Annotated in this window: 13 protein-coding genes; 8 read left to right on the top strand and 5 right to left on the bottom strand. The window is 67.1% G+C overall.

Going from position 1 to position 15,409, the window contains the following annotated elements:
• The first annotated feature begins 57 nt into the window (after window positions 1-57).
• Together BLP88_RS07055 and BLP88_RS07050 are read left to right on the top strand one after the other, a co-directional pair.
• The gene (locus tag BLP88_RS07055; protein ID WP_074588012.1) at window positions 58-1,056 is read left to right on the top strand and encodes a LacI family DNA-binding transcriptional regulator; all 999 of its coding nucleotides are present in this window, start codon (window positions 58-60) and stop codon (window positions 1,054-1,056) included.
• A 41-nt stretch (window positions 1,057-1,097) separates the two neighbouring features.
• Entirely contained in the window at window positions 1,098-1,391 is a 294-nt protein-coding gene (locus tag BLP88_RS07050; RefSeq protein WP_074588011.1) for a putative quinol monooxygenase, read from the top strand.
• 86 nt (window positions 1,392-1,477) lie between these two features.
• Here the strand turns inward: BLP88_RS07050 and BLP88_RS07045 are convergent, their stop codons facing one another.
• Entirely contained in the window at window positions 1,478-4,135 is a 2,658-nt protein-coding gene (locus BLP88_RS07045) for a glycoside hydrolase family 32 protein (RefSeq protein ID WP_245679789.1), read from the bottom strand.
• Between the two features lie 232 nt (window positions 4,136-4,367).
• Between BLP88_RS07045 and BLP88_RS07040 the strand changes: the two genes are divergently transcribed.
• Window positions 4,368-4,565, top strand: coding sequence for a hypothetical protein (locus BLP88_RS07040; protein WP_074588009.1), 198 nt, complete (start codon window positions 4,368-4,370; stop codon window positions 4,563-4,565).
• Entirely contained in the window at window positions 4,562-4,801 is a 240-nt protein-coding gene (locus BLP88_RS07035; RefSeq protein WP_084110901.1) for a hypothetical protein, read from the top strand. The genes BLP88_RS07040 and BLP88_RS07035 overlap by 4 nt, the downstream gene beginning before the upstream one ends.
• Window positions 4,802-4,922: 121 nt before the next feature.
• Here BLP88_RS07035 and BLP88_RS07030 read toward each other — a convergent pair whose 3' ends face one another.
• The 4 genes from BLP88_RS07030 to BLP88_RS07015 form a co-directional block, all read right to left on the bottom strand.
• Window positions 4,923-5,132, bottom strand: coding sequence for a dodecin (locus tag BLP88_RS07030; RefSeq protein WP_074588008.1), 210 nt, complete (start codon window positions 5,130-5,132; stop codon window positions 4,923-4,925).
• A 134-nt stretch (window positions 5,133-5,266) separates the two neighbouring features.
• Complete coding sequence (locus tag BLP88_RS07025; protein ID WP_074588007.1) at window positions 5,267-5,968, bottom strand: FadR/GntR family transcriptional regulator; 702 nt, start codon at window positions 5,966-5,968, stop codon at window positions 5,267-5,269.
• A 149-nt stretch (window positions 5,969-6,117) separates the two neighbouring features.
• The gene (locus BLP88_RS07020) at window positions 6,118-8,925 is read right to left on the bottom strand and encodes an alpha-amylase family glycosyl hydrolase (protein ID WP_139163318.1); all 2,808 of its coding nucleotides are present in this window, start codon (window positions 8,923-8,925) and stop codon (window positions 6,118-6,120) included.
• A 429-nt stretch (window positions 8,926-9,354) separates the two neighbouring features.
• Entirely contained in the window at window positions 9,355-10,401 is a 1,047-nt protein-coding gene (locus tag BLP88_RS07015; RefSeq protein ID WP_175453509.1) for a lactonase family protein, read from the bottom strand.
• A gap of 138 nt (window positions 10,402-10,539) precedes the next feature.
• Between BLP88_RS07015 and BLP88_RS07010 the strand changes: the two genes are divergently transcribed.
• From BLP88_RS07010 to BLP88_RS06995, 4 genes are all read left to right on the top strand, one after another.
• Window positions 10,540-12,027, top strand: coding sequence for a four-carbon acid sugar kinase family protein (locus tag BLP88_RS07010; RefSeq protein ID WP_074588006.1), 1,488 nt, complete (start codon window positions 10,540-10,542; stop codon window positions 12,025-12,027).
• Window positions 12,028-12,053: 26 nt separating this feature from the next.
• Complete coding sequence (locus BLP88_RS07005; RefSeq protein WP_074588005.1) at window positions 12,054-12,953, top strand: NAD(P)-dependent oxidoreductase; 900 nt, start codon at window positions 12,054-12,056, stop codon at window positions 12,951-12,953.
• A gap of 115 nt (window positions 12,954-13,068) precedes the next feature.
• On the top strand, window positions 13,069-14,535 hold the full coding sequence (locus BLP88_RS07000; RefSeq protein ID WP_074588004.1) for a GntP family transporter: 1,467 nt from the start codon (window positions 13,069-13,071) through the stop codon (window positions 14,533-14,535).
• Window positions 14,535-15,404 carry a class II fructose-bisphosphate aldolase gene (locus tag BLP88_RS06995; RefSeq protein WP_074588002.1) on the top strand — a complete coding sequence of 290 codons (870 nt, stop codon included), beginning with the start codon at window positions 14,535-14,537 and terminating at the stop codon, window positions 15,402-15,404. Before BLP88_RS07000 ends, BLP88_RS06995 begins: the two co-directional genes overlap by 1 nt.
• The last annotated feature ends 5 nt before the right edge of the window (window positions 15,405-15,409 follow it).

Below are 15,409 nucleotides of genomic sequence, written 5' to 3'. Positions count from 1 at the left end.
TATTTCGTGACAACGTTGTCTCATCGTTACCAAGCCAACCAGAGCGGGCGCCCGACCATGCGCCATGTTGCTGCCCTCGCGGGCGTCGGTATCAAAACCGTCTCGCGCGTCATGAACGACGAGCCGGGGGTATCCGAAGCAACCAGGCAGCGTGTCCTGCAGGCCAGCCAGCAATTGAACTACCAGTTGGACATGGCCGCCGGCAGCCTGCGCCGGTCCGGACGCCAGACCCTGTCCATCGGACTGCTCCTGCCAAGCGTGGCCAACCCCTTCAGCAGCGAAATACACCGCGCGCTTGAGGACACGTTGTCCGAGCGCGGCATCGCGGTCTTCGCGGCGAGCCTCGACGACAACCCCGAGCGGGAAAAGGCACTCGTCGCAGCCTTCCTCGGCCGGCGGGTTGATGGCATGGTGCTTACGCCGATCGCCAGGAGCCAGGCGTACGTGATCCCGGAGCATTCACGGGACCTTCCAATGGTTTTCATCGACCGCGAACCGGTGGGCATTGAGGCAGACGCCGTGGTCACGGACAACGCTGCCGGAGCCGCCCGGGCGGCTGCCCACCTGCTGGGCCACGGCCACACCCGGCTGGCCTACTTTGGTGACACGCCGGACATCCAGACGGCACGGGAACGCCGCCGCGGCTTCCTCGAACAACTTGGCCAGGCCGGCATCCCCACCTCCACGGTTTCCGTCCGGGAAGGGCTGCGGGATGTCGAATCAGCCAGGCTTGCGGCCCGTGCTGTCCTGGCCTCGGATGAACCGCCAACCGCCATCTTCTCCAGCCAGAACCTGGTCACTTTCGGTGTCATGCGGGCGTTGAAAGAACTGGACGCGAGCCGCCGCGTGGCCTTGGTGGGCTTCGACGACTTTGCCCTTGCCGACATGATGGACCCCGGAATCACCGTGATAGCCCAGCATCCTGAACGGATCGGCAGGCTCGCGGCCGAACGGCTGCTTGCCCGGATAGACGGCGACGACGGCGCGCCGCGGACTTACGTGGTCCCCTCCGAACTGATCGTGCGCGGCTCCGGCGAGTTGCCGCCGTCGTACTAAGCCCGTCCCAAAAACCATCAGCAAAGCAAGGAGAGCCACGCATGGCCAAGACACTGTATGCCGAATTCACCGTCAAGCCCGGCAGCGAGGATAGGGTCGCCGGGATGATGCGCGAGCTGACGGAACGCGTGCGCGAGGAACCCGGCAACCAGTTGTTCCTGCCGTATACCCGCGAATCCAATCCGCGGGAGTACTTCGTGTTCGAGGTGTATCGCGACGATGAAGCCTTCCGTGAGCACATCACCGCGGATTACGGGGCCGTGTTCAACGCCGAACTTGCGGAACACATCGAGGAAGACGGCTCGGTCCTGACCTGGCTCCAACCGCTCGCCTGAACATCCCCAAGCCCAACTGACTCGCAGTTAATGTCGCTTTGATGGCTCATAACGACATCTATTGCGAGTCAGTTGGGCTGCCGGTGCTACTTGAACATGGACTGCCGCAACGGCGTGACCGTCAGGGTCTTGAGGTGCGCCGTGCCGCCGTCGGCGAAGAGCGCGACATCCGTGGCCCCGGCGTCCGGGAACACCTGATCGGTGATGCTTCGCAGGCCGTCCTGGGTGAAGACCTCCACGGAGGAGCGGTCAACGTAGATGCGCAGGGTGATGGTGCCTTGCGCGTCAACGGAGACGGGAGCGGAATCCAAGGACGTGAAAAGCGGATGGAATCCGGTGTTGCCGGAGTTTCCACGGTCCACGTAGAGCTCTTTCGTCCTGGCGTCGTAGCCGATGACTGTCGACGTCGTGCCGTTGCCAAGCACCGTGATCCCCGACTTCAGCGCCGTGCCCGGGTTGAAGGTGACGTCGATTCTTTGCACGTCGCCTGAGGCCTGGCGCGGCAGCGGGTGCGTGCCGGGAAGGATGGATCCGCCTGCCTTGTCCTGATAGTTGGGTTTCAGGGCGAGGGAGTCCACCTGCTTGACGGCTTTCTGGGTGAGTCGCGGCCCGTCAGCCGTCTGGGTCAATGCCACCTCGCGGGGCAACGACATGGCGCTGCGCCAGGGGGAGGTGGGAATGCTGTTGGCGTAGTCCCAGTTGTTCATCCAGCCAAGCACGACGCGTTTGTCCTGCGGCATGTTGCCGAAGGAGACGGTGGCGTACAGATCGCGGCCGTAGTCCAGCCAGTCGTAGCCGATGATGCGCGGCCGTGCGGGCTGGGCGGAAGCGATGAATTCGTCCGCCAGGATGTGGCCCCAGCCGAAGCGGTTGTTGTCCACGATCCGGATGTTCGCCTTGCGGCCCTTGAACTCCGAGACGTTCCAGGAGGCCCAATCCAGGACTTCGCTGTTGCTGCCTGTGGTGGAACGGACCACCTGGCCGTCGACCACGAGGTTCACGGTGGTTTCGTCCGAGCGGGGCACCGCGGCGGAGTCCGTCAGCATGACATGGTCCAGGGTCAGGTGCCCCCATCCGCCGGTGGCCTGGTCCACGATCCGGAGCCGGGCCTGCCTGCCCGCGAATTCGGACACGTCCCAGCCCTTCCAGTTGAGCTGCCCGGCGTCGTCCCCGGCGACCCTCCGCACGACGTTGCCGTCCACCAGCAACTGGGCCTCCAGGGTCTGCCCCGTTTCGGGGCCGCGATGCCCGCCGCCCACCAGCAGGCTCATGAAGTTCCGCGAGACCGTGAATTCGGGTGAGGTCAGCGTGCCTTGCCTGTCGTCTCCCGGCGCGCCGCCGGTCTCGAAAGTGTTGATGCGCTTGGCCCCGAGGTAATAGTCCCCGCCCGCAGTGGCCGGCTGGTACGACGGCGCGAGGTCGCCGGTGCCGGTCCAGCCGGATTCCGCCAAGGTGCTGCCGTCCGGGACCTCGAAGCCAGCGAACAGCAGGTCTCCTGGCGGTGGGGTGTTGTCCAGTTTGTCGGAAACGCGCGGGTGCTGGCCACCGCCCACCAGGAAGTTGATGTAGTCGCTGTCCACCGTGAAGTCGGGGGAGGACATGGACCCAAGTGGCCAGTCGCCGTCGTTGAAGGAATTGACCAGCCCCGCGCCCGCGAAGCCGCTGACGGGATTCTGCCCGGGCAGGGATCCGGCCGCGGGGCTCCCTGTAAACGGACCATCCTTCCAGTTGCCGGGCTCGTTGTTCACAGTCCAGCCGTTGTATGTGCCGTCGTTGAATCCCGCGATCGGGGTGCCGGCGGGAAGTGCGTCCGCCGGCTTGGTGGTCTCGGAAGTGAACGTGGTTCCGTCGAAGGTACCCACGAAGTACTGACCGGCCGAACCGCCGGCGACACCGCCGGGGTTGATGTTCACCACCATGACCCATTTGATGTTGTTGGTGTCGCCGTCAACGGCCAGGGGGAACAAGTCCGGGCACTCCCACAGGCCTCCGGTGGCATTCGCGGGGCCGAACTGGCTCAGGGCCGTCCAGTCCTTGAGGTTGTCCGACTTGTAGAGCAGCACTTTGTGGTCAAGGGCCTCCACGGCTGCCATTACCCAGTAGCCGCCGCCACTTGGGGAGCTGTACCAGAACACTTTGGGGTCCCGGAAGTTCGCCGAGTTGCGGTTCAACACAGGATTGCCGCTGTACTTTGTCCAGGTCCGGCCCTCGTCAAGGCTGTAGGCAAGGGACTGCGCCTGGAGGCCGCGGTGTGGTGAGGCCTCCTTGTAAGCGCTGGTGTAGATCGCCACAAGCGGCGGGTTCCCTGCTGTGCCGAAGCCCGAAGAATTGTCCTTGTCGACCACGACGCTTCCGGAAAAGACGTCCTCCTGCATGTCGGTGGAGATCGCCAGCGGCTGCTCCTTCCAGCTCACCAGGTCCTTGGACGTGGCATGGCCCCAGGACATGTTTCCCCACGTGTTCCCCTGTGGATTGTGCTGGTAGAAGAGGTGGTAGACGCCCTTGTGGAAGACCAGCCCGTTTGGATCGTTCATCCAGTTCTTTGCCGGCGAATAGTGGAACGCGGGCCGGTACTGCTCCTGCCCCAGGGTGTCGCCGGAAGCCTCAAGGCCCGCCCGGTGGCTTCCGACGTCGGCCCTGCCTGCCGCAGCGGGACCCGCTGCGGCGAGGGCTCCCGCGAGTGTGAGTCCGGCGAGCGTCAGTGCTGAAAGTGACTGCAGGCGGCTGGTTCGTTTTTTGTGCATTGGTGTGGATTCGCCCTTCATCGCGCGTGTCTTCCCCGTAGACAACGTTGTCAATGCCGGGAACGCTAGGTTATGTCCACGAGACAAGTCAACGATCGGGATGAATCGAGACAACTGTTTGGCTGCACATCAAGATTGCTGATCTCTGGCCAAATGCCCATTGGTGTGAGCTGCGCGACTTTCTAGGCTGGAGGAAGTTCCTGATCACCACCGCCAAGCATGAGGTTCAACGATGAAGCGCATCGCACTCCTGGGCAACCGCGTCGCCCCCGTCAGCCCCACCGGTTCACACGTCCCCGCCTCCGGGCCGTGGAGCCCCGACGCCGAGCCGCAGGCCGTGCAGACCTTCGCCGAGGGCCACGTCTTCCCGGCCCACAACGGTATTCCCACCATGTGGCGCCCGCGTCCGGCGATGGCGGTTTCGGCATGATGCCCGCAGCCGTTGCTCCCAGCAAGCCGGCGCCCGAAGCCACGCTGGTCCCGCCGGCCGACTGGTCCACGTTCAACCGGGGCGACGCCGTCTGGGTCCACGAAGACGGGTGGGGCTACGACAACGGCATTGTCGATGAGGTGTCAGGCACCCACCGCATGCTGTGGATTGTGCTGGAGCAGGGCGGCCGCCGCCTGATCTGCGGCAACGATCCCCTCGAAGTCTGGGCCGCCTAGCCTCCGGGCCAAACCGCAGGGCACAGAAGCGGGGCCGCACCTTCCCGGTGCGGCCCCGCTTCCTTCTTGGGCTGGATCCCTGCGCGGGGATGGGTTGCGCAGGGACGAAAAGTGCGCCGGCTCAGCGCTCCAGCCGGAAGCCAAGCTTGATGGTGACCTGCCAGTCGGCCACCTGTCCGTCGCTGAGATGGCCGCGGATTTCCTTCACCTCGAACCAGTCGAGGTTCCTGAGGGTCTGGTTCGCCGTGGCGATGGCGTTCTTGACGGCGGTATCGATGCTTTCGGAAGAAGTGCCAACAATCTCGGAAATGCTGTATGTGTGGTCAGCCATTTTGTGCTCCTCGCGATCGTCCTTGATGCCGGCGGCCGGGGCGCGTCCTGCGGGCAGGCGCGGCCTGACAAGCAGGCGGTGAGAGCAGACTAACCCAGGAGGGGGCGCGCGGCTACCGTCCTCGCGTCCGGAAATCAGGCTCCGAGCACGTAGTTTTTCAGGTCGTCCAGGGTCTGCTGCATGTGGGCGTCCATCGCCTGGCGGGCTTGGTCCGGGTTCCCGGCGGCCAGGGCGTCGAGGATGCTGCGGTGGTGCCCGATTGCGTGCTCCTGGATTTCGGGGACCTTGGACGTCTGCGTGCGCCGGGTTTCCAGGACGCGGTGGAGCGGCTCGAAAAGCACGGCGACGAACACATTGCCGGAGGCATGCAGGATCACGTCGTGGAACGCCAGGTCCGCCTCCACGAAGGACGCGACATCGTTCTTCTCATGGGCTGCCTGCATCGTGTCAATATGTTTGCCGAGCCGGGCGAGGTCTTCGGCCGAGACCTTCGAAGCCGCCAGCTCGCAGGCCCCCGTTTCGAGCATGCGGCGCAGTTCGATGAGCTGGACTGCCGCCGCGGCGTCGTTTTCCCCTTCGGAGGCGGCCCGCAACACGGCCTCGAGGGACGCCCAGCGGCTGAGCGGGTTCACGAAGGTGCCGCGGCCGCGTTCCACGCTGAGGATCTGCTGGGCCTGCAGGGTCTTCATGGCTTCGCGGACCGTCATCCGGCTGACTTCGTGCTTCGCGCTGAGCTCGAGTTCGCCGGGGACCACCGTTCCGGGCGGGAACTCGCCCGCCACGATGCGGTCCAGCAACTCATCAGCGACGACGCCGACCAGCGACTTGCGTGCCATGGTGCTCCGTTTCTGTTGCCGCGCAATCATTGCGCTAGATGTCTGACATCTTACGCTGGCCGGGGAGGCTCGCTTCACAAAGCGGACCAAGAAGGGCCCGCGTTGCGCGCAATCGACGCAACGCGGGCCCGCTTCCGTGAAGGAGGTGCTCAGCCTGCCGTGATGAGGTGGCTGGCCGGGTCGTAGCGGAACGTCACCGGGCCCCCGGGGTGGTTGAGCAGGATGTTGCTGCCGTTGGCGGCGCCGCCCAGCCCGTAGTTCTCGGCCCAGGAATTGTTGATGGCGGCCTTGAACTCGTAGCTGCCGGCCGGGAGGTCCGCGACGGCGAGCCGCCACACGCCGTCGGCCGGATCATAGGCGAGCTGGGCCTGGGCGCAGTCCGGCATCCAGTCCCCGGCGCAACCCAGCTCCGAATTCAGGCTGCCCGGGACGGACACCGCCGCCGGCTGCTGGCCGGCGTAGGCCGCACGGATGACGTTGGTGCTGTGGTCGTAAATGAACGTGACCGCGCCGCCCGGGTGGTCCAGGGCGATGTTGGGCCCATTCGCCTCTCCGCCGGCACCGTAGTTTTCCTCCCAGCTGCCATTGAGCGCGGCTTTGAACTCGTAGCGCCCGGCCGGCAGTTCCGGCACCCGCAGCAGCCACAGCCGGTGCGTGGGGTCGTAGCTCATGCCGGCTTGGGCGCAGCCGGGCTGCCAGTCCGCGGAGCAGCCCAGTTCGCTGTTGAGACTGCCCGCGACCGTGACCGAATCAGGCTGGGTGGGTTCGCCGACGGTGCCGCTGCGGACCTCGCTCGCGGCGGTGTGGCCGGCGTTGTCCAGCACGACGGCACGGTATTCCACACTGGTGCCCGCCGCCAGCCCGGAAACATCGTGGAAGACCTGGTACGGGGCGTTGTCGTCGACGCCGATGCGCTGCCAGTCGCCGCCGGGCACCCGGGCCTCGAAGCTGACCTCGTTGAACGACGTGCTCCCGACGGCGGCACTCACCTTCAGGCGGCTGCTGTCCGCCGCGGCGGTGGTTGGCTTGCCGAGGGTGACGGCGGGTGCCGCCTGGGAGGCCGGGAGCTTATCCGTTGCGCGGTAGACGACGGCCGAGAGCGGCGGCACGGTGACGGTCAGGGTGGAGTCCGCGGCGGAGGTGAGTTCCTTCGCCGCGTCGCCGTAGATCCGTTTGAAACCGGCGTTGGCCCGGTAGGTGGGCACGGCCGCCGTCTGCGTGGTTTCGCTGTTGTTCAGCGCCACCAGGTATTCGCGCTGTTCGGTGGCGCCGGTGCGGGAGAAGGCGTAGATGCCGGCGCCGTCCGCCGCATAGCGGTGCTGCTGGGCGCCGTCGCGCAGGGCCGGGTGGTCCTTGGTGAGTGCGGCGAGTTCCGTGATCTTGCGGTACAGCGGGTGCGCGGTGTTGAAGTTGGCGGTGGCATGCGTGGCGGAGGTCCCCAGCAGGTCGTCGTCGAGGTATTCGCTGACCTGGCTGGCAAACATCGGCTGGCGCGAATCCTGGTCTCCGCCGGCCCCCGTGAAGCCCTGTTCGTCGCCGTAGTAGATCACCGGGTTGCCGCGCGAGAAATACATCAGCTCGTGGGCAAGACTGTCCCGCTTCACCAACTCGGAGTTGGTGGCCCCGGCGTTGTCCTGGGCGATGAACGTGCCGATCCGGCCCATGTCGTGGTTCCCCAGGAACGTGGGCAACTGGTAGACGTTGGTGTCGGCGTCGGTGTACCAGTCGTCCCCGGCGTAGAAGTCCTGCAGGCCGGCGGCGTTGCTGCTTTGCGATGCGAAGCTGCGGGCCGCACCCTGGAAGCCGAAGTCCAGCACGGCCTGCATGCGGTTCCGGGTGGTGTACCTCGAGGTGATGGTCTTGGAGGTGTCGAAGACTTCCCCGAACATGAAGAACTCATCCTTGCCCTGGGCCTTGGCGTAGCTGAGGACCTGCGGGCCGAACTGCTGCCAGAACTCGTCGTTGACGTGCTTCATGGTGTCGATCCGGAACCCGTCGATCCCGAAGTCCCGGATCCAGCCGTTGTAGATGTCCACCATGCCGTTGACCACCCGCGGGTGCTCGGTGAAGAGGTCGTCCAGGCCGAAGAAGTCCCCGTAGGTGGAGTCCTCGCCCGCGAAATTCGTGTTGCCGCGGTTGTGGTAGAGCGTGGGGTCGTTGAGCCAGGCCGGCACCTTGACGTCCTTCTCCGCGTCGGGAACGAAGGGCGTGTACGGGAAGGACGTTGCGGCGTCGAGGGCGGGGAACGTCTGGGTGCCTGCATAGTCGTGGTCGTCGAAGGCCTCGCCGCTCGCGGAGCGGTAGGGTTCGGTGGCCTTGGGGATGTACGGCGCGGAGGCTGTCTCCCGGTACTGGATGACGTCCGCGGTGTGGTTGGCGATGATGTCGAAGTAGACCTTCATGCCGCGCGAGTGGGCGGCGTCGATCAGCGACTTCAGTTCGGCGTTCGTGCCGAGGTGCGGGTCGATCTGGGTGAAATCGGTGACCCAGTAGCCGTGGTAGCCGGCCGAGCTGTTGTCCAGCTGCCCGCCACCCTGGACGGCCTTGTTCTTGAAGCTCGGGGTGAGCCAGAGGGCGTTGGTGCCCAGGCCCTTGATGTAGTCCAGGCGGTCCTGCAGGCCCTTGAGGTCGCCGCCGTTGTAATAGCCCTTGCGGGTGGGGTCGAAACCGGACACCAGGGGGTCGGTGCCGAGGCCGCCGGTGTCGTTGGCGGTGCTGCCGTTGTTGAAGCGGTCGGCCATCACGAAGTAGAAGTTTTGCCTACTGATGCCGCCGTCGCGGAGGGAGTGCCCGGCGTCGGGGGAGGGCTTCCGGGCGGTGTCGGCGGCGGCCGCCGGAGCAGCGGTTGCGGAACAGGCCAATGCGGCGGCCAGGACGACGGCGGCTGCCCGGCCGAGCGGCCGACGGTGGCCGCCCCGGAGCGCGGCTGTGCGCTTGGAGGTTCTGGGGAATGACAAGTGATTGAGCCTTTCACGAGACGAGGATGCTGTGTGGCAAGTCACAACTGTAAGCGCTTGCGGACTATTAATCCATGATTTGGTGGCTAGTTCCGAGCTTTGCTTACCTAATTTGGTGGAAATTCTGGAAACGCTTCCAGTCTGCTGCATTCTGCTGGCTCACCCCCGTGAGCGGGCCGGAAAGTGCCGGAATTTCACGGTTCCTCGGGGGCCTGGTGCCGGGTGATCCAGCAGAATGCCGAAGCGCCGGCTGCGGGGTCGTTTGCGCACATTCTGCTGGATCACCCCGATGGGCCAGCCGGAAAGCGCCGGAATTTCACGGTTCCTCAGCGTCGGGCGCCTGGTGATCCAGCAGAATGTCGAGCCAAGGCCGTGATTGAGGCGAAGGAGGCGGGCCGGCGAAGACTCGGCCGGCTCCGTGGGCAGAATCTAGGCGCTGCCCCCGACAACAAGTGCCGTGGGTGATCCGGTTTCCAGCCGCGCGGCGGGCCCGGCGGGCAGCCCGCTCTCCGGATCCAGGCTGAAGGTCACGACGTCGTTGGAGCGCTCGTGCGCCAGGTGCAGCCAGCCCTCATGGACCAGGTGGTGGCGCGGCCAGTCGCCGCTGCTCGGGGTGTCGGCCACGGGCTCAAGCCCGGTGCCGTCGTCGCCGGCCGGCCCACCAGTAATCCGCAGGGTGCAGATCCGGCTGGAGCCGCGCACCCCCACGTAGGCGTGGCGCCCGTCAGGCGACAGGGCAATCTCCGCCGCAGCGTCGCCGTCGGATACTTCCGAGGCGCCCGCCGGGCCAATGGAAACGAGCTCGAAGCGGCCGTCCGTGCCGGCCCGCACTGCCGCGACCTCGATGGAATACTCCGTCACGACGAAGACCGTTCCGTCCTTGTGCTGCGCCAGGTGCCGCGGCCCGGAATCCTTCGGCAACGCCAACTCCCCGGCGGCCTCTAAGCCCTTGCCCGGCACGTAATCCCACACCCGCAGCAGGTCGTGCCCAAGGTCCGTGGTCATGATCCGGCCATCCTGCAGGAAGAGGGTGGCGTGCGCCCGGCTGGGCCGGCCGGCGTCGTACGGGTCCCGCGAAGGTTCCACCTCCCGGCGCGAGGCGATGGCGCCGTCGGCATCCAGCTCATACAGCAGCACCTGGCCGTCGCCCCAGCATGCCACCACCAGGAAGCGGCCCCGCGGATCGACGGCGACGTGGCAGGCGGCCGCGCCGGCGGTCCATGCCTCGCCGAGCGGCTCGAGGGTGACGCCGGATCCGCTCCGCCGGTAGACGCCGACCGTCTGGGCGTGTTCGTGGACCGCATAGACAACGGGAAGCGCCGGATGCACGGCCAGGAATGAGGGGGAATCGCAGGCGACCGCGAGACCCAGCGGCTCCAGCGAGCCATCCGGCCGGGCCAGCAGGGCGCCGATTCCTTTGCCGTTGCCGCCGGAATCCACCGTGTAGGAACCGGTCCAGATCAAGGTGTCAGCCATTCCGCCAGCTTAGTGATGGCAGGGCGACGCGCGTCACTTGCGTGGGGCGGCGGGCCGTGTCACACTATTGCAAATGCAAGATGTCTGACATCTTACATTCTTCGAACCGAACAGCCTTTCCACACAATGGAGTGCCCCGTGGCCCTTGAAGCCGACGTCCTGGCCGCCTTCCCGGCCGAAGTCCAGGTTCCTGCCCAGCTCGTGGCCGACGCCGTCGCCGCGTCCGCCGCCCCGTCGCCGCGCATTCTCGTGGTGCTGGACGATGACCCCACCGGAACCCAGTCCGTGGCCAAGCTGCCCGTGCTGACCCGCTGGGACGTCGAAGACTTCGGCTGGGCGTTCACCCACGTGGTCGGGAACGGCCTGGAACCCGCCGTCTACGTCCTCACCAACACCCGCAGCCTCGACCCCGCCGAGGCCGCAGCCCGCAACGAGGAAATCGTCCGCAACGCCCTCGCCGCAGCCCCGGCTGCCGGCGTCCGCGTGGGCTTCGTCAGCCGCTCCGACTCCACCCTGCGCGGCCACTACCCCCTGGAAACGGACGTCATCGCCGCCACCGTCGCGGCGGAAACCGGCGACGCCACCGACGGCGTGGTAATCGTTCCGGCCTTCCCCGACGCCGGCCGTGTCACCATCGGCGGCGTGCACTACATGCGCGGCGACTCCGGCGCCCTTACCCCGGTGGCCGAGACCGAATTCGCCAAGGACGCCACCTTCGGCTTCGCCAACTCCGAGATGGCCAAGTATGTGGAGGAGAAGTCCCAGGGCCGCTTCGCTGCCAGCGACGTGATCGTGCTGGACCTGAACATCATCCGCGCCGGTGCCGCCGCAGCCGACCCCGCGATCTCTGCCAAGGCCATCGCTGACGCGATTGAATCCGCCACCGACTCCACCCCGATCGTGGCCGACATCGTCACCGAAAACGACTTCCGCCTGCTCGCCCTGGGCCTGGAGGAAGCCGAGCGCCGTGGCAAGAAGCTGCTCTACCGCGTGGGCCCGCCGTTCGTCCGCGGCCGCGTCGGCCAGGAAATCCGCGCCGCCCTCAGCGGCGAGGAAGCCTTCGAGGGCAACACCCCCTCCACCGCCGGCGGCCTGATCGTGGTCGGCTCGCACGTAGGACTCACGACCCGCCAGCTCAACGTCCTCACCGCGGAGCACAGCTCCGCCCGCATCATCGAGATCGACGTCGAGAAGCTCCTCGCGGACGACGCGGAAGGCGACGCCTACATCGGCGCCGTCGTGGCCGACGTCGTCGAGGCCCTGCACGAAGGCGACGTGATCGTCCACACCAGCCGCCTGCTCATCAAGAGCGACGACGCCGCCGCGAGCCTGCAGATCGCCCGCACCGTCTCCGCCGCCGTCGTCGCCGTGGTAAACCGCACCCTGAAGACCTTCCCGCCGCGCTTCGTCATCGCCAAGGGCGGCATCACCTCCTCGGACGTGGCGGCGCACGGCCTGGAAATCCGCCACGCGATCGTCCGAGGCCCCATGCTCCCGGGCATCGTCTCCCTCTGGGAACCGGTGGACGGCCCCGCCAAGGGCATCCCGTACATCGTCTTCGCCGGAAACGTGGGCAACGACGACTCCCTCGCCCAGGTCACCCGCAAACTCAGCACCAAGTTCTAGACGCACCACATTCAACGGAGAACACCATGACCAGCAACTACACCGTCACAGTCCTTGGCCTTGGCGCCATGGGCCTGCCCATGGCCACCCGCATGGCCTCCCAGCTCACCGTCCACGGCTTCGACATCGCCGAGCCCCGCCTGGACCTCGCGGCAGCGGCCGGCATCAAGACCTTCGCCTCCGCCCGCGAAGCCTCCCAGGACGCAGACGCCCTGCTGCTGGCCGTGCGCAACGGCGAACAGCTCAACGATGTCCTCTTCGGCGAGAACGGCGTGGCCTCGGTGCTCAAGCCGGGCGCCGTCGTCATCCTCGGCAGCACCGTGGGCACCGAAGCGATTCCGGCGACCGTCGAAAAGCTCGCCGCGTACGGCGTCGAACTCGTTGACGCCCCACTGTCCGGCGGACCCAAGCGCGCCGGCGAAGGCGATCTGCTGATCGTGGTCGGCGCCGCCCCGGCCGCCCTCGAAAAGGCCCGCCCGGCCTTGGAACTGCTGGCCTCCACCCTGAGCATCGTGGGCGACAAGCCCGGCGACGGCCAGGCCCTGAAGACTGTCAACCAGCTGCTGTGCGGCGTGCACATCGCCGCCGCCGCCGAAGCCCTGGCCCTCGCCGACGCCCTCGGCCTGGACCAGGAGAAGACCCTTGCCGCCCTCGAAGCCGGTGCCGCCGGTTCGTTCATGCTCTCCAACCGCGGCCCGCGCATCCTCGAGGCCTACACGGAAGACGGCGCCGAGGTGCTGTCCCGCCTGGACATCTTCGTCAAGGACATGGGCATCGTGGGCAAGGCCACCCGCGCCGCAGGCCTCGCCGCACCGGTCGCCGCCGCCGCCGAACAGCTCTACCTGCTCGGCCAGGCCCAGGGCCTCGCCGCCGCGGACGACTCCGCCGTCATCAAGGTCGTCGCGCCCGCCAAGCGCTCCAAGTAATTCGTCCCCAAGCAGTACATCCCCACCAAGAACCGCGGCGACGGCGGTCCCCCTCCGCCGTCGCCGCCCCCTCCCGCCGGTCTTCTAGACTGGTATGTCAAAGGAGACACCCCCAATGAATCCCCTCGTCAACTCGTTGGCGGTCAGCGCTGCCGACGCGCCGGCCATCAAGCCCGCAGTGGAGCTGGGTACACCCCTTCTGCTGACCATCGCCGCGGCCGGCATCGCCCTGCTGCTGGTGCTGATCATCCGCTTCAAGATCCAGGCCTTCGTGGCCCTGCTGGCCGTCAGCATCCTGGTGGGAGTTGCGGCGCAGATCCCCCTCAAGGACATCTTCACCGTGGTGTCCACCGGCGTCGGCGGCACCATGGGCAAGGTGGCGCTGCTGATTGCCCTCGGCGCCGTCCTCGGCCGCATGATCGAGGTCTCCGGCGGCGTGCAGTCGCTGGCCACCCACTTCACCGAAAAGCTCGGCGCCAAGCGCGTCGCGGTCGCCCTGACCGCGGTGGGCTTCCTGGTGGCGATTCCCGTGTTCTTCGAAGTCGGCGTCATCGTCCTGGTCCCGATCGTCTACGCCTTCGCCAAGATCGCGAACGTGCACCCGATCAAGTTCGGCCTGCCCATGGCCGGCATCATGCTCGCCATCCACGTGGCCGTTCCGCCGCACCCGGGCATCGTTGCAGGCGCCGGCGTCTTCGGCGCCGACATCGGACTCATCACCCTCATCTCCCTGATCATCTGTGTGCCGCTTGGATTCCTGTCCTACTGGGTTGCCAGCATCATGAACCGCAAGGACTACGAGCTGCTGCCCGGCGTCAAGGCCCAGGTGGACGAGTTCGGCTCGGAGTCCCTCGTCCACGTCGGCCACGAGGGCCCCGGCGCCCGCGCCATCGCTCCGCCCCGTCCCGGCCTGATCATGTTCCTGATCGCCGCCCCGATCGTCCAGATCCTCCTCGGCACCCTCGGCACGCTGACCATCGCCAAGGACAACTACTGGTACGGCGTGGCCGCGTTCATCGGCAACCCGTTCTTCGCTCTCCTGGTTGCCGTGGCCCTCTCCTTCTTCCTGCTGGCCGTCCGCCGCCACTGGTCCCTGAAGGAAACCGGTGAAATCTTCGAAGGCGCCCTGCCTCCCATCGCCTCGATCCTGATGGTTGTGGCCGCCGGCGGCGTGTTCGGCGAGGTCCTGCGCACCTCCGGCATCGGCGCCGCCCTGTCCCACACCCTGGACAGCCTCGGCCTGCCGGTGATCGTGCTCGGCTTCATCATCTCCCTGGCGCTGCGCGCCGCCCAGGGTTCGGCCACCGTCGCCATTGTGACCACCACCGGCCTGCTCACCTCCGCAGTGATGGAAGGCGGATACTCCCCGGCGCAGATCGCCGTGATCGTGATCGCCATCGGATTCGGTTCCCTCGGCCTCTCCCACGTGACCGACGCCGGCTTCTGGACCGTGGTCCGCTACTACGGCCTCACTGTGTCCGACGGCCTGCGCACCTGGACCGTCCTCACCACCATCCTGGGCCTGGCCGGCTTCGTGCTGACCTACGTGGCCTGGATCCTGGTCGGCGGCTTGGCCCACTGATGCGAGCCAAACTCGACGAACTGGTAACGGCCGCCCTGCAGCGTGGGGCGGCCGTTCCGGCCTTCACCTGCTACGACTTCACCACCGCCACCGCCGTCGTGGAGGCCGCAGAGGAAACCGGCTTGCCGGTGATCCTCAACGTGGCGCCCAAGACCGCGGCCGCGCGCGCCGGGCAGCGGCTCATCACGGCCCTCCGCAGCCTGGCCGACGGCGCCGCGGTTCCAGTGTGCGTCCAGCTGGACCACGCCTCGGACCTCGCGGTGATTCGCGAATCCGTGCGCTCCGGCGCGGACTGCGTCCTCGCGGACGGTTCCGCGCTCGGCTTCGAGGAGAACATCGCCCTGGTGCGCGGCGTACGGGCCGTGCTGAACGCCGACGGCGGCACCGCCGTCGTGCTCGAAGCGGAACTTGGCGGGCTGGCCGGCGACGAGGACAAAGCCTTCGGCGTCGACGTCCAGGCCGCCGGCCTCACCGACCCCACCCAGGTGCGCGACTTTGCGGAGCGCTCCGGCGCGCAGCTGCTGGCCGTGGCTATCGGCAACGTGCACGGCAAGTACAAGGGCGCCCCGAAGGTCCGCTGGGACGTCCTGGAGCGGATCTCCGCTGAAACGACCTCCTCGGAAGCCACAGTGCCGCTGGTGCTCCACGGCGCCTCCGGCATCCCCGCCGGCGAGCTGCTGAAGGCTCGCACCCTGGGGGTCGGCAAGGTCAACTTCAACACTGAACTGCGCAGCGGCATCCTGGCCACCCTGGAAGCCGAGACCGCCGCGCACCGGGCCGACGGCGAGAACCTCCAAGGCCTGCTGGGCCGCTGGAACGCATCGGCCAGGGAGTTCGCCGCAGCCACGCTGCGGACCCTGGGGGAGTAGCTCCC

Source organism: Arthrobacter cupressi (assembly GCF_900099975.1).
Lineage (GTDB): Bacteria > Actinomycetota > Actinomycetes > Actinomycetales > Micrococcaceae > Arthrobacter > Arthrobacter cupressi.
The sequence above is the reverse complement of the archived record's forward strand: the minus strand, read 5'-3'. Positions and strand labels throughout refer to the sequence as shown.